Origin of the sequence: Halomonas alkaliantarctica, assembly GCF_029854215.1 — a bacterium.
Classification (GTDB): domain Bacteria; phylum Pseudomonadota; class Gammaproteobacteria; order Pseudomonadales; family Halomonadaceae; genus Vreelandella; species Vreelandella alkaliantarctica_A.
In genome coordinates this window covers 2,111,304-2,134,012 of sequence record NZ_CP122961.1, presented here as the reverse complement: position 1 = coordinate 2,134,012, position 22,709 = coordinate 2,111,304, and the positions used below count along the sequence as shown (strand labels likewise).

Annotated in this window: 19 protein-coding genes; 14 read left to right on the top strand and 5 right to left on the bottom strand. The window is 52.1% G+C overall.

All coding sequences use genetic code 11. The features are described from left to right. The first annotated feature begins 86 nt into the window (after positions 1 to 86). From QEN58_RS09695 to QEN58_RS09650, 10 genes are all read left to right on the top strand, one after another. A complete protein-coding gene (locus QEN58_RS09695) occupies positions 87 to 1,079 on the top strand; it encodes a hypothetical protein (protein WP_280103490.1) in 993 nt (330 codons plus the stop codon). Positions 1,080 to 1,152: 73 nt separating this feature from the next. After that, entirely contained in the window at positions 1,153 to 1,650 is a 498-nt protein-coding gene (locus tag QEN58_RS09690) for a hypothetical protein (RefSeq protein ID WP_280103489.1), read from the top strand. Between the two features lie 548 nt (positions 1,651 to 2,198). Continuing rightward, the gene (locus QEN58_RS09685) at positions 2,199 to 2,936 is read left to right on the top strand and encodes a nucleotidyl transferase AbiEii/AbiGii toxin family protein (protein ID WP_280103488.1); all 738 of its coding nucleotides are present in this window, start codon (positions 2,199 to 2,201) and stop codon (positions 2,934 to 2,936) included. Positions 2,937 to 3,160: 224 nt separating this feature from the next. Then, positions 3,161 to 3,322: a hypothetical protein gene (locus tag QEN58_RS09680; RefSeq protein ID WP_280103487.1), complete on the top strand. Its 162-nt coding sequence runs from the start codon at positions 3,161 to 3,163 to the stop codon at positions 3,320 to 3,322. Positions 3,323 to 3,456: 134 nt separating this feature from the next. Beyond that, positions 3,457 to 6,273 carry a phage tail tape measure protein gene (locus QEN58_RS09675; protein WP_280103486.1) on the top strand — a complete coding sequence of 939 codons (2,817 nt, stop codon included), beginning with the start codon at positions 3,457 to 3,459 and terminating at the stop codon, positions 6,271 to 6,273. Positions 6,274 to 6,324: 51 nt separating this feature from the next. Next, complete coding sequence (locus tag QEN58_RS09670; RefSeq protein WP_280103485.1) at positions 6,325 to 6,669, top strand: hypothetical protein; 345 nt, start codon at positions 6,325 to 6,327, stop codon at positions 6,667 to 6,669. A gap of 1 nt (position 6,670) precedes the next feature. Further along, on the top strand, positions 6,671 to 7,546 hold the full coding sequence (locus QEN58_RS09665; protein WP_280103484.1) for a hypothetical protein: 876 nt from the start codon (positions 6,671 to 6,673) through the stop codon (positions 7,544 to 7,546). Continuing rightward, the gene (locus QEN58_RS09660) at positions 7,512 to 8,009 is read left to right on the top strand and encodes a hypothetical protein (RefSeq protein ID WP_280103483.1); all 498 of its coding nucleotides are present in this window, start codon (positions 7,512 to 7,514) and stop codon (positions 8,007 to 8,009) included. Before QEN58_RS09665 ends, QEN58_RS09660 begins: the two co-directional genes overlap by 35 nt. A gap of 3 nt (positions 8,010 to 8,012) precedes the next feature. After that, positions 8,013 to 8,729: a hypothetical protein gene (locus QEN58_RS09655; RefSeq protein ID WP_280103482.1), complete on the top strand. Its 717-nt coding sequence runs from the start codon at positions 8,013 to 8,015 to the stop codon at positions 8,727 to 8,729. Further along, positions 8,722 to 10,443: a hypothetical protein gene (locus tag QEN58_RS09650; RefSeq protein ID WP_280103481.1), complete on the top strand. Its 1,722-nt coding sequence runs from the start codon at positions 8,722 to 8,724 to the stop codon at positions 10,441 to 10,443. The genes QEN58_RS09655 and QEN58_RS09650 overlap by 8 nt, the downstream gene beginning before the upstream one ends. A 172-nt stretch (positions 10,444 to 10,615) precedes the next feature. Here QEN58_RS09650 and QEN58_RS09645 read toward each other — a convergent pair whose 3' ends face one another. From QEN58_RS09645 to QEN58_RS09630, 4 genes are all read right to left on the bottom strand, one after another. Continuing rightward, positions 10,616 to 11,890, bottom strand: a complete 1,275-nt coding sequence (locus QEN58_RS09645) for a Y-family DNA polymerase (protein WP_280103480.1) — start codon at positions 11,888 to 11,890, stop codon at positions 10,616 to 10,618. Beyond that, positions 11,887 to 12,336, bottom strand: coding sequence for a LexA family protein (locus QEN58_RS09640; RefSeq protein ID WP_280103479.1), 450 nt, complete (start codon positions 12,334 to 12,336; stop codon positions 11,887 to 11,889). Before QEN58_RS09640 ends, QEN58_RS09645 begins: the two co-directional genes overlap by 4 nt. Beyond that, positions 12,333 to 12,563 carry a DUF1654 domain-containing protein gene (locus QEN58_RS09635; protein WP_280103478.1) on the bottom strand — a complete coding sequence of 77 codons (231 nt, stop codon included), beginning with the start codon at positions 12,561 to 12,563 and terminating at the stop codon, positions 12,333 to 12,335. The genes QEN58_RS09640 and QEN58_RS09635 overlap by 4 nt, the downstream gene beginning before the upstream one ends. Before the next feature lie 395 nt (positions 12,564 to 12,958). After that, positions 12,959 to 13,630 carry a hypothetical protein gene (locus tag QEN58_RS09630; RefSeq protein WP_280103477.1) on the bottom strand — a complete coding sequence of 224 codons (672 nt, stop codon included), beginning with the start codon at positions 13,628 to 13,630 and terminating at the stop codon, positions 12,959 to 12,961. Positions 13,631 to 14,015: 385 nt separating this feature from the next. On the opposite strand from QEN58_RS09630, the gene QEN58_RS09625 reads away from it, so the two are divergent. Continuing rightward, positions 14,016 to 15,386 (top strand): SH3 domain-containing protein, encoded by a 1,371-nt coding sequence (locus QEN58_RS09625; protein ID WP_280103476.1) that lies wholly within the window; start codon positions 14,016 to 14,018, stop codon positions 15,384 to 15,386. Positions 15,387 to 16,059: 673 nt separating this feature from the next. On the opposite strand, the gene QEN58_RS09620 is transcribed toward QEN58_RS09625, so the two are convergent. Continuing rightward, positions 16,060 to 19,869 carry an SIR2 family protein gene (locus QEN58_RS09620; protein WP_280106869.1) on the bottom strand — a complete coding sequence of 1,270 codons (3,810 nt, stop codon included), beginning with the start codon at positions 19,867 to 19,869 and terminating at the stop codon, positions 16,060 to 16,062. Between the two features lie 641 nt (positions 19,870 to 20,510). Between QEN58_RS09620 and QEN58_RS19500 the strand changes: the two genes are divergently transcribed. From QEN58_RS19500 to QEN58_RS09610, 3 genes are all read left to right on the top strand, one after another. Then, positions 20,511 to 20,879, top strand: a complete 369-nt coding sequence (locus QEN58_RS19500; protein ID WP_425270315.1) for a 4-fold beta flower protein — start codon at positions 20,511 to 20,513, stop codon at positions 20,877 to 20,879. Between the two features lie 91 nt (positions 20,880 to 20,970). Further along, positions 20,971 to 21,867, top strand: coding sequence for a restriction endonuclease (locus QEN58_RS09615; protein WP_280106868.1), 897 nt, complete (start codon positions 20,971 to 20,973; stop codon positions 21,865 to 21,867). Positions 21,868 to 21,966: 99 nt separating this feature from the next. Further along, on the top strand, positions 21,967 to 22,695 hold the full coding sequence (locus QEN58_RS09610; RefSeq protein WP_280106867.1) for a hypothetical protein: 729 nt from the start codon (positions 21,967 to 21,969) through the stop codon (positions 22,693 to 22,695). The last annotated feature ends 14 nt before the right edge of the window (positions 22,696 to 22,709 follow it).

Genomic DNA, 22,709 nt, shown 5'->3' with positions numbered 1-22,709 from the left:
ACCTGCAACCATGATATTCCCCGCTGCGCGCGGGTTTTTTATGCCCGCTCGACGGGATTTGACCACGCAACATAGGAGGGCGCCCCGTGGCGATTACCGACAACCCTAAACTGGAATATGAGTCCGGCCAATCCTTTAACGATTGGGAGCATCTATCCGACATGGGTGATGCCACCCTCTTTGAAGCGACGTTCGCTCCTTGGAGCGGCCGCGCTGGCTTTGAAGCGGAGGTTCGCCCCTGGGGGCTGGCAACCGGTGGGCAGATCCGCGCCGGTACCGGCAATGACAGTGTGGCTGTGGCCGCTCTGACGGCTTACATGCCGACTGCAGACGGTGCTGCCAGCGATGGCCTGGTGCATGTGGCCAGCGCGGATGTGGCCATTGACCGTGCTTCCACTGAAACCCATGTGATTACCAGCATTACGGTGGATAACAGCGGCGCGCTAGTAGCTGTGGCTGGCGCCGAGGGCGCTACCTTCAGCGAACAACGGGGCGAGCCGGGTGGGCCAGCGTTCATTCCCGTGGATTCAATCGAGATTGGCCAGGTGCGTCTTGCCAGCAGCAGCGCTGCCCCTGTAAACGATACTGACATTTATCAGGTCGTCGGCAACCACCAGGAGCGTTACGACAGCCCGGTATGGCAAACCGATCCCGCCAGTGGGGAAGTTCACTTTGCGGCGGAACTGCCCAAGATCCATACGGGTAGCTTGCCCAAGCGCGTCAGTGTGCGGGGCTATACGCCGATCTTTGCCGAAATTCCCCGGGCGAGTAACTGGGTACCCGCGGAGACCTCCCATTCCACTAACTCGACACAGATCTATAACGGCACGCTGGGCAGTGTTTCACAAACGCTTGGGCAGGCGAGCTTCACCTACTACGGCGAAGGGGATGCCACTGATCCGCTGGTTCGACTTAAAAACAATCGGCTGTGGTTTCGCTGGTACCAGAACCGCCATCGGGTACCGTTCTCGCTGACTCAAGGCATTCTCGGCATCGGGCGCACGTATCCGGCAGGCGACCATGTGAATATCAGCTGCACCGTATCGGCCGAGCAAGCCACCGTCGATTTTGAAGGCTAAACGCGGTTGCCATAAAGCCTGCCGCGGCAGGCTTTTATAGCTTTTCAAAAAAGCATTTGTTGAAGGTGATGCCATGGAATTTGATGTGAATCGCTTCACCGGGGCCAGCTTTAAGCGCCGTGAAGAGGATGTGCCGGTGCCCGACCTGCGTGATTGGTTCAAAGGCGTTAAGGAAGGTGAAACCCCAACGTGGCGCGTACGCGGCCTGAGCGGTGCAGAGTTGGCCAGTGTTAATGAAGCCCAGGCCCGCAACCGTAATCGCAATGCCATTGCGGAAGGGTTGCTGTCGCAAAAAGATGCCAAAGTGACCGATGCTGTGCGTGAACTGATCGGATCTGGTGACAGCGTACCGGATGACTTAGCGCGGCGAATTGAAATGCTGGTGATCGGCAGTGTGGCACCGGAGTGCAGTCACCAATTGGCGGTAAAGCTGGCGGAAGCCTTTCCCATCGAGTTTTGGGAACTGACCACCAAAATTACTCAGCTGACCGGCCTGGGCAGCGAGCCGGGAAAGCCGAAGCGCTCTTCAGGCAGCCAGATATCCAAATCGCCCTCCAGCTCTGCGACCTGAAGGGCGAATTTCTGTTTCGCGTAAGGCCCGACCTGTTCCCCCTGGCGATGCTCACTGAGCTGGAATGCGATCTTTGGGGGATGTATTTCGAGCAGCGGAAGAATAAATAGTGCGGTTGTGCTAGGCTAAGAAAGACATTTTTGACTTCCATCTGCTACTTATCAACGGCAAGACCAGCCTTGCTAGCTCCATAGGCTTGTCCGGTTGATTCCGAGCCTACTAGGCTTGTGCGATCAAAATTGATCGCTTATGATGACGAGTAAGCAATAGTCATGCCCAGTGCGAAAGCATTGAAATAGGCCAAAAGGCCTCATCTAAGCTTCTCCGATAAGGAGGGTTTCTTAAATGAAAAAGCTTAATAGAAATAACTATCCAGAGCTAGACGTCATCTTATGGGATCGAGCCGAGAGCTTGGTTGACCCTGAGTTTGCCTTTCGTGTCTATGAAGAAAGGTGGCGTTTCGTAGATCAGCACAGGCTGAATGCAAATGAATGCGCTCTCATTAAAGCGTTAGCATGTGAGTATGGCCATGGGCAAATGCTCGTAGCATGACATTCACACGCCCTCACCATCAAAAAATCAGTCAACTGCTTTCGCAATTTAACCCAGAGTTCCTCCATCAAAATAATATTCTTTTTGGTGGAGGCACGCGTATAGCTTTAGAGCTAAACGAGTTCCGCGAATCAGTAGACATAGATTTGTTTTGCATAGGGACAGATGCTTATCGTGTCGCTCGCTCTACCATTACGAATGTTAGTTTTGGTGAGCTAGTAAAAGAAGGCTGCGAAATCGAGAGATTTGCAGGACGAGAAATTCGTGCTGATCGAGACGCAATAAGGACGTTACTTGTTGGTACTGATAAGCCCATCAAACTTGAAATCGTGAATTTCAGCAATCAACACCTGCTACCCGGAGAAGTGAATACTCTTTTTCCTATCGCGTGCGTGAGTAGAGTTGGGTGTTTTGCTACCAAGCTGACTGCCAATGCCGATAGATACAACGACCATATCAAAGATATTTTAGACCTTTGTATGATGCGTAGAGAGTGGGGGAATATTCCTGAAAGGGCATGGGAAATAGCCTGTGAGGAGTATGGGCAGCGCACTATCTCTTCAGCATTAGGTCGGGCGTTAAGAAAGCTACATCAAAATGAGAAAGCGAAAGTGGAAGCAGTTGACTCGTTAAGAGTAGAGCCAGCATTAGCGAATGAAATTATCGATGAGCAATCAAATGCTTGGCTAGAAGAGTTAATGGAGAAGGGTTTGGTTGAGCGAATTCAAAGTTAGTAAGCACTAATGTTAAAAGTAAGTAAAATTTATTTAGTAATAAGTAATTTGACCCCACCACTGTGGGGTTTTTATTGCCTTATGCATTGGTGAAGCTAATTGGGTTTATTCAAAGAGCCATGCCAATCAGGTATTGAAGGATGTAATTCTAAATAGATCAATCTACCCACTTTTAGAACATTATCCAGCTGCAGGAAGCCTCCCGGACTGGCGCCACTATAAAAGTGGGCAGCATTGCCAATGTGCAGGAAGAATTTAAAGCGCTCACGCATCTATGCCAGACCAACGGCATTCAGATGCGGGGCGCCCTGAAACGGCTGGCACATATCGAAAACTTCGTCAGCTCGCTCGCCAAAAAGCGCGCTGGCGCGGTAACCGTTAAGTAACTTCACAAGGCCCGCACTGCGGGCCGTTATAGTCCTGAACCATAGCTGCTCAGCCATTGCCTGAGAGCGATGCTTTTATCTCGCACCTGCTTCGGCGGGTTTTTTCATGCCTGCAATTTGAAGAGAGGTGGCCGATGGCTGACCTGGAACGATCCGTTGCCATCATCTTTGAAGGCGTTGACCAGATGGGCGCTGGAGTAGACAGCGCCACCAAACGTCTGGATAGCATCGTTGGATCCGCCCAAGGCGTTGTTGATCCTATCGCTAATGCAACCGCGGGCATTCTCAAGTTTGAAGCGGCGTTGTTGGCTGGTGGCGCGGCGGCTACCGCGCTGGCCGTCAAGATGGCGGGTGACTTTGATGCGCAGTTTAAAGAAGCCACCACGCTGGTGGACGACACCGGCGAAAGCCTCGATAAGCTGCGTGGCGATCTTCTGGCTTATGGTCGCGATAGCACCCAGTCCTATGAGCAGATCAACGCTTCAGTGTATGGCGCGATTTCCGCTGGCGTGGAGTACACGCAATCACTGGATGCCGTTCGCCAGGCTGAGCAGCTGGCGGTGGCTGGTAAAGGAGAGCTTGATAGCTCGCTGACCGTGCTCGTGTCATCCCTGAATGCCTACGGCGAGGGCATGGAAAGCGCCCAGCGGTTCAGCGATCAGTTATTTACGACCGTCAAGAATGGCCAAACCACGTTGCCTGAGTTGGGTGGCTCGCTAGCCAATGTCACCGGCATGGCGGCCTCGGCTGGCGTGGGTTTTGACGAGCTTCTTGCTAGTATTGCCACGCTGACGGCAACGGGCTCGCCCACCAGCGAGGCTATTACCCAGATTCGGGGTGCCATTTCGGCAATACTCAAGCCAACCAAAGAAGCCTCCACCGTTGCGGGCGAGCTGGGCATCGAGTTCAGCGCTGCAGCTTTAGAAAGTGAAGGTCTACAGGGCGTGCTGGTGGACGTTGCCGAGGCGACCGGGGGTAATACTGAGAAGATGGCGCAGCTGTTCGGGGGCGTCGAGGCGTTGAACGGTGTCTTGACCCTAACGGGCCTGGGTGCAGAATCCTTTTCTGAAAACATCACGGCAATGGCCAACAGTGCGGGTGCCACAGAAGTCGCCTACGCGAAGATGGCGGATACGGTTGAGAACAACAACCAGCGCATCAGCAATGCTTTCCAAAGTCTGCTGATTACGATAGGCAACCCGCTCCTTGATGAGTTTGGCGGTATTCAGCAGGCCATTGCCGCGATCTTCAACAGCATCGGGGCCAGTGTCAGTGATGGCCAGCTGCAGCAGTTTGTCGATTTAATCGAAGGGGTGATGGGCTCCCTTGAGCAATCGCTACTCAATGCCGCAGAAAACCTGCCCGATGCCTTAGAGGCAGCCGACCTGTCAGGCTTCGTGGGTGGTTTTGAGGCCGTGCGCGATGCGGTGGCGGGCTTGTTCGATAACGCTGATTTAAGCACCGCAGAAGGCCTGGCGAGTGTAATTGAAACGCTGGGTAGCGGCGTTAATTTGCTTGGCGAGTTCACAGCTGGCGCGATTGAGCAGCTTGTTCCCTTTATGGAAACCTTGGCGGAGCTGGCGCAGTGGGTGACGCAGCTTGGCCCCGATGTGGTTGCCCTGGGCGGCGCTATTGGAGGCGTGGGCGTTGCCGCCTCCAGTATTCTGGCAGGCATTGGCGGTTTGTTAACTATTTTGCAAGCGCTAGGTGGCTCAAGCGGCGCCCTACCCGTGGCCACCCGAGCAATCGGTGGCTTTGTTACGTCGTTAGGCAAGATAGCGGGCCCGGCGGGAGCGGCCTGGTTGGCGTATTCCGCCATCGACGACCTGATGGGCAAAGTGAATGAGTTCAATGAACAGCCCATCACGCTGGCATCGAAAATCGAGCAGGATTTAGCCGACGTTGAAAACCTACAGGGCGATGAATTCTCACTGTTCAACGTTGAAAACCTGCTAGCGGGCTATGAGTCGCTACGGCAGCACTTTGGGTGGGGTGAGGAAGCGGCCGCAGACTTTGCAATTGTCGGTACCGAGGCAGAAGCCGCGGCCGTGGCGGTGGCCAGCGCGGCACAGCGTATGGGCGGTGAAAGCAGTGACAATATTAAGCGGCTGTCTGATGCCGCGATTGAAACCGCAATTGCCGTAGCCAATGCAAGTAACCAGCTAAGGGACGGCCTGGCCGCGATCGATAGCCCACTGGTCGATCAGATTGCTGATCTACCCGGCACGCTCTCAGACGCGGCGGTGGCATTGAGTAGCGGTGAGGCGTCGATTGTCGCCACCAGTGAAGAGATCCGCGACGCACTTACCCGCGTGCAAGATGCCTTCAACCAGGGCGACATCGATGAACAGCAATATCGCAGCCTGACCGGTGCGCTGCTGGAGCTCAAAGAGAGCAGCGAGCAGGCGGCGCAAGGTCAGGAGGCGCTGACTGGCGAGGTGTTGAGCAGTGAAGACGCGATACTCAAGGCACGCCAGGCCGTGCTGGATCAAACCCTCGCACTGGAAGAGCTGGCCAGCAATGAGCGCATCAAGAACATGGAGTTCGCGGTTGATTTCAAAATCGCGCAGATGGAAGCGGACGCCAAGAAAGTGGAAGCGATCCTTAATGCCACCAGTACCACTATTTCCAGCACCGCTGAGGCCGCTGCCAGTATGTTTGAGACGCTGGGCGGTGGCGAGCTGAGCTTTGGCGATCGCTGGCTTGCCCGTGATGCGATCGAGCAACAGCTGCAAATCCAAGAGCAGGCCGCCAATCAGCAGGGCCAACTGATTGAGGCCCAGGTTGAGCAAATGCGTGCCCGTACCCAGGCGCTGCAAAGCGGCGATGGACTGATCAAGATCAGCTCTGACGGCCTGGAGCCTGCGCTTGAGATGATCATGTGGCAGGTGCTGGAAAAAATTCAGATGCGCGCCAATGCCGAAGGCGCTGAATTTCTGCTTGGCCTTTAAGCCCTTCTAACGCTTAGACCTTCACGTTAATCCCTTCTGGCGAGACTTCCTATGTACCTCATTGGATTAGCCGCGCGAGGCTATGACCCGCGCGGGGCCATGCTGTTGCCGCATCGCGCGGGCACCACGCTGGGTGATGTTAGCCGTCGCGTTAGCCGGGTCAGCACACTGGATGGAGGTGTGGCGGTCACGAACCGAGGCCACAGCCCCGGCGATCGTACCGTCACGCTGTCGTTTAGCGGCTTGCCTCGTGAGCTTGTCGATCAGGCTCGCCGCATGGTGCTCCTCCATGCCCGGGTCACATTGTCGATTCCCGATGGCTGTTTTATCGGTGTGCCCAGCGAGTACGCCGAGCGTCGCCAGGAACTCACTATTTTAATTGCCGAGGAGGCGTGACATGCGCTTTGGATTCCTGAATAACTTCGCAGCTCAGTTGGCGGCACCGGTAGCCGATGACGCGACTGAAATTGAACTTTCAACCGGCGCGGAGGCCATTGCCACGGCGCTAGAAGGCGCGGATGCCGTAGCGTTGACGCTGTTTGTTGTCGACGCCCAGGGGAATGAAACCAAGCGGGAAGTGGTGTATGCCACGGGAGTGGAAGCTTCAAAGGTGACGATTGAGCGTGGAAAAGAGGAGAGTGAGCCACAAGGATTTTCAGCGGGCGATCAGATAGAGGCGCGATTAACGGCTGGGACGCTCCTTCTCGCGCTGGAAAGCGCGATGCCTACGTGGTTAAGCCAGACGAAAGATAACGCAATTATTATTGGCGATAACATCATTGGAGAGGGAGCCCTAAGGACCGTTATTCTTGGTGTTAACTCTCAGACAGGTGAAGGCGAGAGCAATGTATTAATTGGCGATGAGAACAGGGTATTTGGCGCTGCCACGAAATGCGTTGTAGTTGGTGCGAGCGCTAGTGTTGAAGGTTTTGGTGCCATTGCAATTGGTAACCTGGCCAGGGCAATGAACAAGTGTGATTACTCGTTGGCCATTGGTCTTCAGACAAGCGTAGCTTCCTCAGAGTCCGTCGCGCTGGGGGTACGCTCTTCGGTTAGTGCTGATAGCCAGTCAGCAACAGCTATCGGGGCAGATTCGGCAGCGTCCGGCGTGGTGAGTGTTGCGCTAGGGTGCAGTGCTCGCACAGCAAAAGACCTGGGCATTGCTATAGGATCCGCTTTCTCGGATAAAAGAGGTTCTATTGCTCAGGGAGCCTTGGCGACAACGACAGTCGATTTCGGTGAGAAAAAAAAACGCCATTCCCTATCTGTCTAAAGAGCCTTTCCCTATTCCAGAGGTTTACCAATCGCAGCTGCCACCCGGTTTATCGTTGCGCGATGCATTAAGGCCCCAGCTAGGAGATATACCTGACATTGTTGGCTTGGTATCCCAGCAAGTCATTTTTGGCACCTATCCGATAGATCTGACTAACGACACTGCCAACGCTGTTATCGAGCTGCCCGCAAACACCCTTCTTTTACCAGATGCGATAGATGTAGTAATCGTGGAATCTGACGGCGCGGGCGGCACGCCGGAAATCCAGGTGGGTCCGAATGATGCCGAACCAGACAGTTATCTGGCCACCACTGCGATCAACACAACTGCCATAGGCGGTCGCGAGACGTTTGAGCCGTTAACTCGTGACGGCATGACCTCTTTACGAGTCTCTGTGGTCATCGCAGGGACCGGAACGCTTTCAGCCAAAGTGGTGGTGCGCGGCTACGTCATGGAGATTTAACCCATGCTGAACACCGATCCGCTCAATAGTAGAGCCCTTGCAGCGTCGCAGCCGGTGGCCACCGTTGATTGCATTCCTATCGTCAAGCGCTTGCCCGGGAGTGTGCTGAATAGTTCACCGTTAGGTAGCTGGGCGCTGAACGGCAGTGGTGGCACCCTGGTTATTGGTTGTGACGATGGCCCACAAGGGGCGCTGTTTGACCCACTGGAGCGGGTAGAAGTGTATCTGCTGCTGATCGGTGCATTGCGTGTACCCATGTCATCGTTTCAGGCGACCATGCGGCGCACCGGTAAATCCTTCCTGCAAGCCATTGTGCCCGCTGGTGACAGTGTACTACCCGCACTGGCGTCTGGTGCACTGATGCAAGTGCAATTGGGCTACTACTACCCGAGCGTGGATGAGTATAACAGCCTGGAAACTATTGCCCTGGCGCCGCTAGAGCAAATCAGAAGCGATGAAGGCCCGACGCGTTTCACCCTGACGCTCAGCGGCTATGGCGATTTCCCGCAAGCCGAGCCCCGTGAACGCTTATTGCAGGGTGTGCAAACGAGGTCGATCAATCAAGGCGTACGCCGGGTGCGCTGTAACGTGGATCTGCTGTTACGGCCGGGCAATTACGCTGTTGATGGTGATGGATCTACGTTCGAAGTGGAACAGATACAGTATTTTGTGAATGCGAACAGTGCGGCCATGGAAGTGATAGAGGTGGGCAATGGGTAAGGCACGCATTCTGCAAGCGCATGGCGAGGGGCGCTACACGATCGAGATTGTTGAAGCTCGAGAGCGTGCGGAGCTCGCCAAAGAGGAAGCCGAAGCGCGGATCCAGACGCTACGGACTCAAATCACGGCCCTGGAACAACGCATCGCTTCTGCCCAGGCAACGGTCAATCAAGCCGCTGCCGAGCAGGATGCTGCCATTAACCAATATCAGCAGGAAATCGTGGAGAAAGGGCAGTCCAGCATCAACCTTGATGCATTCTCCCGCGATCTGCTTGAAGCGACGAGCCAGCGAGATGAGCTACAAGCAGAGCAACGTGCCAAAGAGCTGCGCATTGCCGCCGATGAGGCCCTGGTTGCCCGTATTAACGCCTTTCCACCGCTGCGTCAGATGCAGGCCTGGTGCGCGGACTATACGGAAGACTTGAGCGGTGAAGTGGCTACGGCGGAAGTGCCCGGTGAAATTGGCAATGTCATCATCAAGCCGGGCTTTCACGGCACTGCCTGGAGCGCCGCAGCCGATGGAGCCATCCAACCCACGTTGGCCAGCACCCCAGCGGCCACTTTCTACAACCTTGCCATGCTGCCTGGCTGGCAGAAATGGAGACCTACCTTTCGCACCGCCTCCATAACCAGCTTGGACGGTGATAGCTGCTCAATCACGTTGGATGCCGCCACCAGCAGCCAGCAAGGGCTGGACGTGAATGCCCAGGCGAGCTATAGCAACGTGCCGATCCTGTACATGGACTGCAACGGCGATGCCTTTGAAGCAGGGGATAAGGTACTGGTGGCCTTTGCAGGCAACGTCGAAGGACCAACGGTGGTGGGGTTTGAGAGCAACCCATCGAGCTGCAGAAGCATCACTATTTATTCGGCCAATCGAGACCACATGGAAGCCTTTTTGGAAGAACACATGGAGAAGGGTTTTCAAGGCTTAGAGCGGGTTAGGTACTCTTATGGCATCTCCGGAACATCAGAGGTCATCACACCCTTGGCGCCGGACATGTCAAGTATGTGGTTAGCGTGGGATAGTCTGAATGAAGGCGACTCAAATAGCGGCACTGCCAGCGACACCGCGTTAAATGATATCCCCATTAGTCATTTCTCCTGCACAACAAGCACTGCCATTGCACCAGAGCGATCCATAAGCATTGTTTCAGACAGGCTTGCTAGGCTTACCGTTAATTTTGATTTCGAGGGCGTAGTTTCTCAGACCATAGACATGAAGGTTGGGAATAGAAACATTACATTTGAGTATTTTAGGAGATATTCAGCCTCAAACTCGTGGGGAGGAACCGTTTCAGACCTGAGCGGATCAAGAGATTTTAACGGCTATTTCGATTCCCGTGCAGCACAAAGCCTGGAAGATGAAACTGGGTTTGAACTTGATTTACGCATCAACGGGACATCACTGTTATTACCTGAAACAGTCAATCATTATCAGGGGAATATTGAGACCATACGGGACTTGTATATAGTTCATGACAAGAACCGGGGGCCTGATGACGTTTTCATTTATTTATGGGCAAATGCTTATACGACCTACGCTCAGCCTGGTGCTTCTAATTTCGACCGGTATGGCTACTATCACATTATTCGCATCAACGAAGAAGGAAAGGTGTTCGTTCCTGATCTTGCGGAGCTCCCCCCAGAACACAGGCAGCTAAGCCCTGGAATAGCGACGATTATCGATCGCTACGCTCTGAGAATGAGCTGAGGATGTAAGAAATTGCTGACAAAAAATGTCGCTGATCGCTTACATAATCATGCTACATGCATTGCTATCTTTAAATTGTGACGCCAGGATCGCCGCTTTAAGCATGTCGGATGCGTCACGACATGGAAGTGCTCGAACAATGAAGGGATTCGTGTTGCCAGGGACGGCATCTCTACGACTTTACAATGGCCAGTTCATTCCAGTGTGTTGTGTACCGCGGCGTGCGGTGCTCGCAACGAAGCTCCCAGGAATTTATTTTTCTCGGCATCCCCAGCCTGACCGTGTTTTTCCCATGTTCACAATTGAGCTTATCGAGCGTGGCCATCAGCTTCTTATTGCGCTCGCGCTTTTCATCACTTTGTGGCTCTGCTAGCAGCCCTAACTGCTCGTTGTCGTGATCGCAGAGATCCATCAGCATCACGCCGCATTTCTGGTACAGGATCCCCTCCTTGAATATTCTTTCCAATCCAGCCATCGCAGCCTTGACCAATTCACGGCTATCGTCAGTCGGGTGGGGGAGCGGAACAACTAGGCTTTTACTGTAGCTAGGTAGATCACTACGAAATCGATTGGTGCGCACAAACACCATAATCGCCTGAGCTAAGCCTTGCTGTTTGCGCAATTTCTCACCTGCTCGGGAGGTGTGCACGCGGATTGCTTCGTGCAAATCTACTTTATTGCTGGTCAGGCGCCCAAAGCTGCGGCTGACCATGATCTGCTGTTTCGGCTGAGTCATATCATCAAGCGGTATACAGTCATCGCCGCGTAGCTCCCAAACGATTCGCTCCATGACAACCGAGAAGTGCTTCCGCAAGTGCTTAGGAGATGATTCGCGCAACTGCCAGGCTGTTTCAATGCCGAGGGTGCGGAGCCTTGCAGCGCTACGACCAGCCACTCCCCAAATTTCTGTGACAGGTAGCTGTTCAAGGAAAGCGCGTGTGTCATCGCTGTTCGGCTCCATGATGGCCACGCCATCGAACCCTTTCTCCTTTTTGGCCCGATGATTAGCGATCTTGGCGAGCGTTTTGCTGGTACTAAGGCCCACGCTGACCGGAATGCCGGTATCCCGGTGCACTTGACGTCGCATTGCCTGGCATCGCTCCTCAAGCGTTTCTAGCGCGAATCCTTCGAACGATAAAAACGATTCATCAATGCTATACACATCAACGTGCGGTGTGTGCTGGCTGAGAACGTCGGTGACGCGGCGGCTCATATCACCGTAAAGCGCATAATTGGAGCTCAGCAGAATGCACTGGCGACGAATGTGTGGGTCGATCTGGTGCGCGGGCATGCCCATGGCCACACCAAGCTGTTTTATTTCAGCCGATCGGGCCACCACGCAGCCATCATTATTCGACATCACGCCTACTGGTTGACCTTCCAACTTGGGGTTAAAGACACGCTCGCATGACACATAGAAATTATTGCAGTCGACCAGGGCGATCATACAGAGAACCCAGGTGCTAGAGAGTGGATGTTATGGGTGACGACGCCCCACACCTGGCATTCTTTTCCGTCTAATGGGATCGGGCGGAACTCTGGATTCGAGGCGATCAGGTAAGGACGGTTGCCGATCTTGCCCAGCTTTTTGCAAGTAAGCTCCCCATCAACACTCATAATCACGATATGGCCCAATTTAGGCTCGAGAGAACGATCGACAATCAAGAGATCGCCATCGTAGATCCCTACACCGGTCATTGAAGTGCCCTTGGCGCGAAGATAGTAGGTCGCGCTGGGGTGCTGAACGAGGTGATCGACAAGATCCAGCTCAGCCTCAAGATAGTCATCCGCCGGACTGGGAAAGCCGGTGCGCACCTCGCCAGCGGCTAGAGGCAATTTCAGCGGAGGGGAGGTGGTATCTACGCGTCCTAGTACCGAGAGATGCAGGCTCATGCCATGCTCTCCTCGGGATTCCATGTGATGCGTATATGCTCAGTGTCGTCGTCCATGGGGGTAAGCGTCACGTTCTCGACGGTGCCCAGGTCAGCAAGCATTTGTGCCCAATCTTCGGGGCTCTCATCTTCTCGGCGTTGGAGCTCGACGCAGTGCTTTGACTGCGCTCCCGGGCTGCCGATCTCTTTCTGCACTCGCTTGACTAGCTGCTCGTATGATTTTGACATAAGCGCCTCCTTAAATAACTGGTGATATATACAGTATTTAGGGCGAACGATAAGCGATGACCATCGTTGACTGCAAGCGTTGATAATATGGGGCGGGCTGCGAAGCTCAGGTTAGCGACGACGATTCAAGCATGTGTGGACGATTCGCTTTTTTCCACGCTTGATCGGATGGCCAAAATGGATGGTGCACCCATCTGATATAACGGATCGGGAATCCACTCGCAGCTTGGTAAGGCATGCTGATGCGGATTTTATTGAACACTGGCTGGTGACACGGCGGTGAGAAACTAGCAGTAAGGCAGGATGAAGAGGTAACCAATCCTGCCTAGTATTTAGACGATGCCTCTCATTTTATCCAGTACCGTCATGCAAAATAATGCCACATTTAATTAACCCTAGTGTTGGCTAGGTCTTATATTGCCATACATTCCTGTGTTGATAAGGAGGTTCCACATTTTTTTAATTACTAGACCTGTTTCCTGGCTGACAAATAAAGATGAACGACTTCCATGCGGGTCGCCTAAAAGGTAGGGGCGCATATCATTCCAATTTTCAGCCACTTGAGCCCACCGCCAGCTAGGTACCTCTTTTTCCAGAATAAGAGGTACTGCTAAAGACATAGGAACTAAACCTTCATTTGTAAGGGGCTCTCTCCATCGGCATTTTACAAGTATAGGTGTAGCTTTAGGATTATAAAGCTGAATATCTAATCGCTCAGCTTCAATATCAGCTACTGGATGATCTGGCAGTTGGTTTACTGAATCAATGACATCTTGTCCATCCCCATATGGACATGTAATAAATGCATGAGCAAAATGTCTTGTATGATCTAATCCTTTATAACCACATTCTTTATTAGGGTGCGTTACTGGATACCGATCATCGTGATGGGTAACAAGTGGATGCCAGGTAGGGTAGCTATTAATTACAGGCCCATACTCGTCAGTGATTTCTTCAAGTTTTTCAATGCTTCTTCGCACCTGTGAGCTATCGATCCTCCTAATAACAAATTCATTTTTAAGGTGCTCAAATGCTTTTTCGGCTGATTCATCGGCTCTAAATGCCATAACGCTTCTCCATATGATTTCTATTTATCGTGCATGAAAATCAATTATTGTGCAAGAGAATTCGTTTTCATGACTGCTGGCGGAAATCCAAATGAAATGTGCGCCCAGAAGAAGGCTGATTGGTACTCATGATTCCATGTTTTCTGAAAGATGTATCAACTGAAAAATAGCCTGTGACTTGTTGATATTAATAGAGCGATTTAACCGTGTTGGCTGGCGCTAAGAATAGATGCTATCCATTGAAAATCAATGATTTAATTAATTGTTGGCATAATGATGGGGTGAATGGGGAACCTCGGCTAGACGATTTTTTTTGGGTGAGTTAACTACTTTGGCTGATATTTGTCTTAAAGTTAGACAATGACGCATTTCGGGGGTAAATCTAGTGAACAATGACGATGACGCATCAAAACAATATACGGATGCCCTCTTTGTAAATAATCTGCTAGAAAAAGAAAGCCTTGCAAATTTAGCTTTGTTTCGTAATCAAAGTTCAGTGCATTCGAGAAGGATGCAAGAGCATTTAGCCGATCTGCAACCCTTGGGGGAAATGCGCGAACACCTAGCTGATCTGCAACCCTTGGGAGGAATTCGCGAGCATCTAACCGATCTACAACCCTTGGGAGGGATTCGTGAGCACTTAGACGAGTTGCAAACCTTAGGAGTGATGAGCGAGCAGCTAGCCGATCTGCAACCCTTGGGAGTGATGCACGAGCAGCTAGCCAATTTGCAACACTTGGGAGGGACGCGTGAGCAGCTAGCCGATCTGCAACACTTGGGAGGGATACGCGAGCAACTAGCCAATTTGCAACACTTGGGAGGGATGCGTGAGCAGCTAGCCGATCTGCAACCCTTGGGAGTGATGCGCGAGCAGCTAGCCAATTTGCAACACTTGGGGGGGATGCGCGAGCAGCTAGCCGATTTGCAACACTTGGGAGGGATACGCGAGCAACTAGCCGATCTGCAACACTTGGGAGGGATGCGTGAGCACCTATCCGAGCTACAAGCTCTGACAACTGTGCATGAATGGGCGAGCGTTACAGGATTTCGCCAACACCTAGAAGATATAAATTTTGAGACGGGGTTCACTGGGCTAAAACAACGTCTTGCTGATTTAAACGGTGTGGCTGGTATTAATTGGTCTGCAAGGCTAGCTGAACTACAAACTCTTTCTCCAATAATTGATGGTCTATCGGCTACTTCCGGAATACCTTTTGATGATTCTATGTTTAGAGCAGCATATGAGGTTGCTACATATGCTGGACTACACCAACATAACGAGGGTTTGAAGGGGGTTAACCAATCAAGTTTTGTTAGGGAACCTCAAGCTAACTGCCAAGCCAATAAATTTAGTGACTTACCTCTTCAGCTTCAAAAGTTTGTACTGAAGTTTATGTATGATCTACTAATTGCTCTAGTAGCTAGCCTCACAGTTTTAGCTATACAAGAAAGATATTTTGCGAAGATTGAAAGCTATAACGAGCTGAGTTCGCCTAGAGAGATAAGAAAGTTAACTAGGTGTGATAACAGCTGGGACAGAGAAGCTTTAAGTCAGTGCCGCTTGGTTAGCGGATATAATGTAAAATTGAGGAGTAAGCCAAACCAAAAGTCATACGAATTAGCAACATTACCACTTGGGGCAACGTTGAGAATACTTGATACGTACAATAGATCGTGGTTAAAGGTGGAAATTGTTTCTGAAGACATCACAGTAGAAGGTTGGGTTCTGCGGAGATATACAGAATATTTTAGATAATGCTAAAAATTTATGTGTTCAGAATGTGCCAGAGAAATTCAAGCTAGTGTGCCTGAATGCCTTGAATTGAGAATTTTGGGTAAAATTCATACAGTGCGCCCAGCGTGAATCTATAGGTTTTTCAATGAGTTAAATGTTGTGTTTGGCTAATGAATAGGTCTTGAAAACCGGCATAGGTTAATAGCCTATCCAGGGTTCGAATCCCTGTCCCTCCGCCACCTCGATACTAAAGCCCCTGATTCGTCAGGGGCTTTTTTGTTGCCTAGAGGTTTCTCACCCACACCTCTCAGTTGGCTTTCTTTGAAACGGCTGGCACGCCTATGGATGGTTCTCCTATCCATGCAAGCGGCTACAAGCCTGTCACTGAACCTCCTCTCCCAAAGCTTTACGCGCACTACAGCCCTGAACAGCTATCCCATAAATGACATAGACTGCTGACATCGTTATGGTAGTCTTAAGAATTATGAGTAATTTCCATAGGCAGGTTTCGACCCAAAGCGGTCATTCGTGCCAGGTGCAGCATGATGCGCTAATCCGACATGAAGGGCGGGAAGTGGCCGTCGATGCGCACGCAAGAAGAACTTTCATTCCTAACATTGCAGAGTTTTCATAGCATCAACGTTGCAATGGCTGACTCGAAACAGGAGGTGTTGCCGTTCAAGTTGCTTGGAAGTTAGCAACGCTCAACCAGATCTACTAGGCGAAGATACCGCTCATCGGATGTCAGCTTGTGGTCAGCTTCGGCGATCAACGCCAGAACTTCCGGTAACTCACACGATGGTCGAGCTAGAGCCTGTGGTGTGACCCTGTCCATTAAATCCAGTGTAGCTTCAGGGTAGCGCACCGTAATTGGCTCTTCGTCATTGATCTCTCGGGTAAACCTGTAGAACGGATGGCCGTTCGTCTCGACCGGGACCAGAAACTTCTTCACGGCGTCGTAGACCACCGGAAAGCTGTCGCCGGTATCATCAAGAAGGCCGACCCACGCCTGTACCGAAGCCGATGTTCGATACCTGCGTTCCCTGGGCCAGTCCTCGTTAATGAACGGGATAACAAGTTCGGCCCAGCCGTTCTCGTTATGCTGCCCTACCAAGCCCAACCAGGAGACGAACTGGTTCCGGGTGCCGTCAGACATCGCCCGAAGGACCGAACGCATTTCCTTTCTTGATAAGCCAGTAGGTTCGTCAGGATGGAACACCCGCATTAAGCCTAGCCACTGGGTGACGACCTTCGACAATTCGCGACCCCAAGAAAAGCCCTCGATCCAAGGGAGCAGTTCAAACAGTAGCGGCTTGATGACTTCGGCCAGCGGTGGCCACAGAGCTTGGTTACTATGTAGGAAGCCATTCCATGCTGGTTCCGACGCTGGATGATCGAATGCAAGCATCGGAACAAGGCGGTCCCGAGTCCATTCAGGATCGACGAACATGAGCCAATCGAGCCTGCTCATCGTGACCGAAACCGCGTGATCCGAACCTTCCCCAGGTTCAGCGAAAAGACGTTCCAGTCGGCCCTTGATATGTTCCGGCATAAGAGAATCGGCTTCCTGCTTCTCTCCCAGAACGACGCGGTAAAGGGCCTCTGCGCACATGCCGAGCGGGCCGTTGATCGCATGTTCGTGCGTCCGCCTGGACCGCTCCACCACTTCGCCCCTGATGCGCATCTCTCCGAGACCATTCTCGGCTGCATCCGCGCCGCCGCTCAGGATGCCGTCAACGACGTGATCAAAGACTGCCCACCCAAGCTTGTCATCGAACTCTAGGATTGCGACCAGATTGGTTTCAATCCATCGCCCCAGAGTGTGCCCCAGCTTTGCGACCACTGGGTCTGGAAGTCGGGTCAGCCTGTGCAAGAAGACCCGTTGCAGCCGCGGAGAAATGTCCTCAGGCAGTTCGTTGACCATGGATGACCAGAAGGCCTGGGGGTAGTCACCGTCCTTGCCTGCAACGGTGAGAGCAGACAAGGCCTTGCAGGGGTTAGCCTTCACTAGCCCGGTGAATGGGCGCTTATCGGTGAAGCTACCGAAGTCCCGCTCCAGATCATCCTTGGCGCGTCCCACGATCTCATTCACAGGAAGGTCCAAAACGGCTTCGGGGTTCTCGTCAGTTCCGACAAAGCCGACATGGGAACCGCGCTCGGTGACCGTTGAGGTCGCCCAGCCATCGCTCCACTCAGAAACGCCCTGGATTATCGCATCAAGTCGCTCACTGCGATCAGCGGCAAAGGCACAGCCCTCTAGTTGGAGGTAGCGGGCATATCGCGCCGCGAACTCGTCCCGAAGCTCGGGAAACTCCTCGTCTGACAAATGGGAGCGTTGTTCCGGCCCTTCCAGCATTCGATCAATCAGCCTGTCCTGGCTCTCTTGTGAAAACTCCAACCAGCGGTCCACCAGCAGGAAAAGAAGCTCTCGAGCTACGTTGATATCCCAGAAGGCCGACTGATCGAAGGATAGAATGGCTTGGGCAACTTGATCAGCTTCGAAGACACTCTTCTTGCTGTAGGCATACAGCTTGAGTTTTCGAAAGAAGTACTGATCTGACTCCGGCCAGATCGTAGCATGGGCTTGCACCAGGTCGGGACGTGTCTCTGACAGACGATCGAGAAGCTCAACGAACCATGCCATGACCTCGGCGGGTTTAGTGACATGCTCTCGGCCGTCGACCTCGCGATCCGGATAGCAGGTTGGGGTCTGGAAGTAGACTGTCTCGATATCCGCCAGCAGACCCGAAGCGTTGGTTAGCTGCTCCTCCAGAATCGCGAATACCTGCGGCAAGACCTCGTCGGGCACTGCAAGATCGACGTTGTGCCGATCAAGGAATTTGACCTCGAACTGACCCAGGTCGCTGAGGCGAACATCATCCCACGGCCCTAACGGCGGCTTCGATTGCCCCAGGCCGAGTAGTGGTCGAATATCGACCCTCGGAGTTGCCACCCGTCGGAAGTCGCGAAGAACGCTGGCCGTCCATCCTTCTTTGGCTACCCTCTTCTTAAGGTCAAACCAGCTGCCGTCCCATTGGCGGCTCCGGGGGTCCCGGTGGTGTTCAAGGACCAGGTTCCAAATGTGGCGCGCCCGCCCGTGAAGGCTTTCCAAGCGCTTCATCTGCCATTCGATCTGAAGCAGCAGGCGAGGGTGCAGGCCGCTTTGACGAATTGCCCACCAAGCCAGAACAGGGCTATCAATCGCCTTGCTGATCCACGTGATGAAGTGACCAAGCCGAATTGGTGTTGTTTCATGCCCTTCGGCTTGTCGCCCAGCGAGACGATGGCCGTCATGCGGATTGTCGTCCCCGTCTCGCCAGACGAGAAGATTATCGTTGCTGACACCCTGCCGCTGCTTATCTTCCGAGATGTGTTCGAGATCATCGTCGAGCCCGTAGTTTGCTCTTGGATCGAACGTTTCGGCTTCTTGACCGTAGCCCTTGCTCGGTTTGGCTGATCGCACATTGCCATCGATGACACACAGCCATTCTGGATCGGGCATCGGATCAGCCAAAGAAAACAACTTGGCACCCTGCACGGTCCGGAGAACATGGGCGACTTGCCCACGCTCATGGGCCGACATTACCTTGGGGTCCTCTCGGCTGGACATAATCACCGAAGACCGCCATTGCCGAGGATCGTCGGCGCGATCCGCCCAAGCCTCCAGGGTCTTCCAGAGATCTGCGTGGTCGGCGTAGGCAATAGCACTAACTCCTCGATCACGCCATTTGGCTTCAATCTCTTCTGGCAGACCCCGGTCAAACGCATAGAGCCGAGATCGATCAAACTGGCCGTCATGGTTCAAACCTTGGAGGAGGTATTTGATCGGAGGATCTTCTGCTTGGTAGCCGACGAGCACCACGGTGTATCGGCCCAATAGGCTTCGGATGAAGTTTGTTGCCCATCCCTCCGACAGATAACCGCGCCCGAAGTCTGCGCTGCTCAGCACGTAGGGATGATGATCCGAGCCGGTGTCGACCAAGCGCCCATGTAGATAGGTGATCCCCTCAATCGTCATTCCGATCGCCAAATCGGGGAAGACTGGAGGCACATGCCTTGCTAGCTTGTCGCCACTCGCTCCGGTCTCGAACATCAGGTCGAAGTTCGTGGTAACGATCTGCGGAACGCCGCTTTCATTCGTCGAAATCCGTTTGATTAGAGCGTGCTCACGCCCGACCTCTCCCCCAGATGGCGAGACATGCAGTCTTTCGGTGACCAGCGCATTCACCTCGTCTCTGCCGTACTCTTGGTGCAGCAGGTTAAAGATTTGATCGAGCGGGACGTTAGGTCCCGAAGGGGCGTCCAGCCAAGGCTGGAAGGCCGTCATGATCGATGAATCATTCGGTGGGTCGAAAAACTCGATGACGTGCTGAGTGAGTCCTACAAAATCTGGCATTCCCGACGGTTTTGAAACCCCCGCGCCACACAGGAATACAACACGCCCAGCATCGCAGCGTGTGAGGAGGATATCTGGGATAGAGGGGCCATCGGCATAAAATCTCATAGTCCAAACCTTTCGGGGATGCTCGTAAATTCTACTAGCGAACTTGTGGGTGTAATCTAATTACCGCATTTACGGGTTTCTCGGTGGCGTCGTTGCTCTAAGCGCACGGTAGAATTTGGCTGAAAGCTGACGTTGAAGATAAAGCCAGTCCTCTGGCCAAAGTGAGTGAGCCGATTCAAGACAGGGCACTTAACAGTGACTTCCAGTGAATGAGGGGTACTTAGGCCCTTGTACTAGCGGCCTTTGTACCTTTTTAGCGGATACTGGTCCCAAGAGCTAGAATTGCATGGTAGATGACCGTGCCCAACCAGCTTGCCTTTATTCCATGGTGTAAATGAGATTTCAGTCGGAACGTTCATGGCATAATCCTACAACAGGTGGAGGTCAAAGAGTGGCTCAATTCACGCTCGTCATGTGCTAAGTTTGGTTTACAGTCGGGGCTCGACCCAAATCGGTCATGCCGGGAAATGCAGCAGGCGCGCGAGTTTTTGTATATATAGCCTAATTAAAATTAATATCTCAAAGAATCTTAGGCTTGGGGGATTCTGGCAGGCTGCATTTGCCGGGAAAAAGTGCCAGCAGGTTCATTCAATCATAGAGCACGCCGTCTAATACGCTGTTAGAACTTCAAGGAGATAAATGTGCTTTACCCACTTTTTGATAAAGACTGTGACTTAGTTGCTTGGATTGCTCCAAATGATCATATCTTCGATACAGATATGAACTGGGTTGCGTATATCCGTAATGGTCATGCATGGTCTAGTGGTAGCGGAAATTGGCTCGGTCCAGTTAATGGATTGTTGTGCCTAAATCAGTCTGGGCAGCCGGTAGCATGGAATCCGAAGGAATCGGTAGCCGGGACTTCGCGCCCTTCAAGACCTTCACGTGCATCAAGAGCGTCTCGTCCTTCACGTCCTTCAAGACCATCTAGGCCGTCGAGACCTTCTCGCCCATCAACTCCTTCCGGAGGTTGGGCAAATGAGTCCTTCTTCGCTTGGCTTGGCCAGTAATGGTTCTAACAAGGTGCAGCAGTTCGCAGCCTACGGCTGCCGGACTCGCTTACGCTCGCCGCTGTGAACGGCGTTAGGTGAGATAGAGAACATGTTTATCACTGTAGATAAGGTCAAAGGCTGGCGAGATCTCCAATCCAAAGTATGCCAGTTGTTTGATGAAATGGACTACGAGACAGAAGTGGAGAAGACCTTGGACCTAGCTGGCCGGGGAAAAAAAGAGGTCGACGTATTCATCAAAGATCCGTTAGCCAGCCACAACCAGATCTATTTGGTCGAGTGCAAACATTGGGATAACCGGGTTCATCAAGATGTTGTGCATGGCTTTAAAACGGTGATGGAAGGTGCAGGCGCAAGTACCGGGTACATAGTCAGTAAAAAAGGTTTTCAATCTGGAGCCTATGAAGCTGTTAGGTATACAAATATTCAATTGCTCACTTTCGAGGAGCTACAGCATCTATATGGCGAAGAATGGTTTAGGAAAAAGAACGCGAAGCTAGAAGCTTTGAGAAAACAGCTAGGCGAGATATATGGTTGCCATTTTGAGCAAGGTAGTCATCTACCCATCATGAACAATGAAAAGTTCATTTCAAATGGCTTTGGTGAGAAGCTCGCATATTTTCACCATTGGGTAGGTGATTTGATGATGGCAATAGCTGGCATTTACCCAGAGAGCTATTTGGGGCCAGAGCCAGTTCGCTTGGCACAAGATCCGACTGCCCCTCTTAAGCTACTAGATGGTTGGTTAGAGATTCCCACTGTTCGAGAGTATTTTGAATTAGTTGAATCCTCTGCGTCGAAATGCATAGAGGAATTCAAGGCTCTCAGCGCGGAGGCAAACAAGCGAGTTGATGCGCTGGACGATAGGCAATTCAATGAGCAAACCAATAAAATACTGAAACAGCTAAAGGAAGAAATGCCCATAAGGGTCCTCAAGGGCAAGGTGACTGATGAAGAATATCAGCGGTTGCTCGAGCTATTTTCCTAACAAGTGGCTATTGTCGGACACACCTACGCTAGCGCTTCGGTGCGCCGCAAAGCCATGCGTTATGTGTGGCAGTGCTGATGGAGAGAAAGGATAATTTTTGTGGATAGACGCTGGGGAATATCGGTTGACATTGAGGGATTTTCTGCTCTTTACGAGAGCGGTGAAGCAGGAAAAGACAGGGTAATTTGGGCATTGCACGAGCTTATGGATGCGATCATTAAGATCGGTCAACTCGCTTACCCGGGTGACGTTGCTTTGAACGAATCTGATCGGATATTTGCACACCAGTTTGGCGACGGATTTGTTATTGTTTCAAATTTTGAAGAAACCGATTCTAGTAGGTGTATCGCAATCGCTACTTCCATAATGCGCCATATGGCTATTTGTGGTTTTTGCACAAAATCCGCTATCTCCGTTGGCGATATGGCTGACATTAAAGGCTGCTACCCCGATTCATTCAGGTTTTCTCACAATGGGACTCTGCCGCTTGGCGCTGGCTTAATGACAACAATTCCCGTGATGGGGACGGCTTTAACAAAGGCATACAAGTTATCGTCTCGTGTATCTGGCAGTGTACTTGTAGTGGATAAGCTGGCATTTGAGCATATTCCTGACTTTTTGGTTGTTTCATGTACCAACGATTATTGCTTTATTGATTGGCGTAGTAACGAACACAAACTAGCGAAAACAATTTCGGCAAAAAGTGGCCTAGAGTTTGGCGATAGAGACCAGCTGCTAGATTTATTTGAAAAGTACATTGAAACGGAACCTCGACCACCCGAAAAATGGGTCATGGGAAGCAGATCATCAATTGGTAAAAACACATAACCAAGCGCAGCACT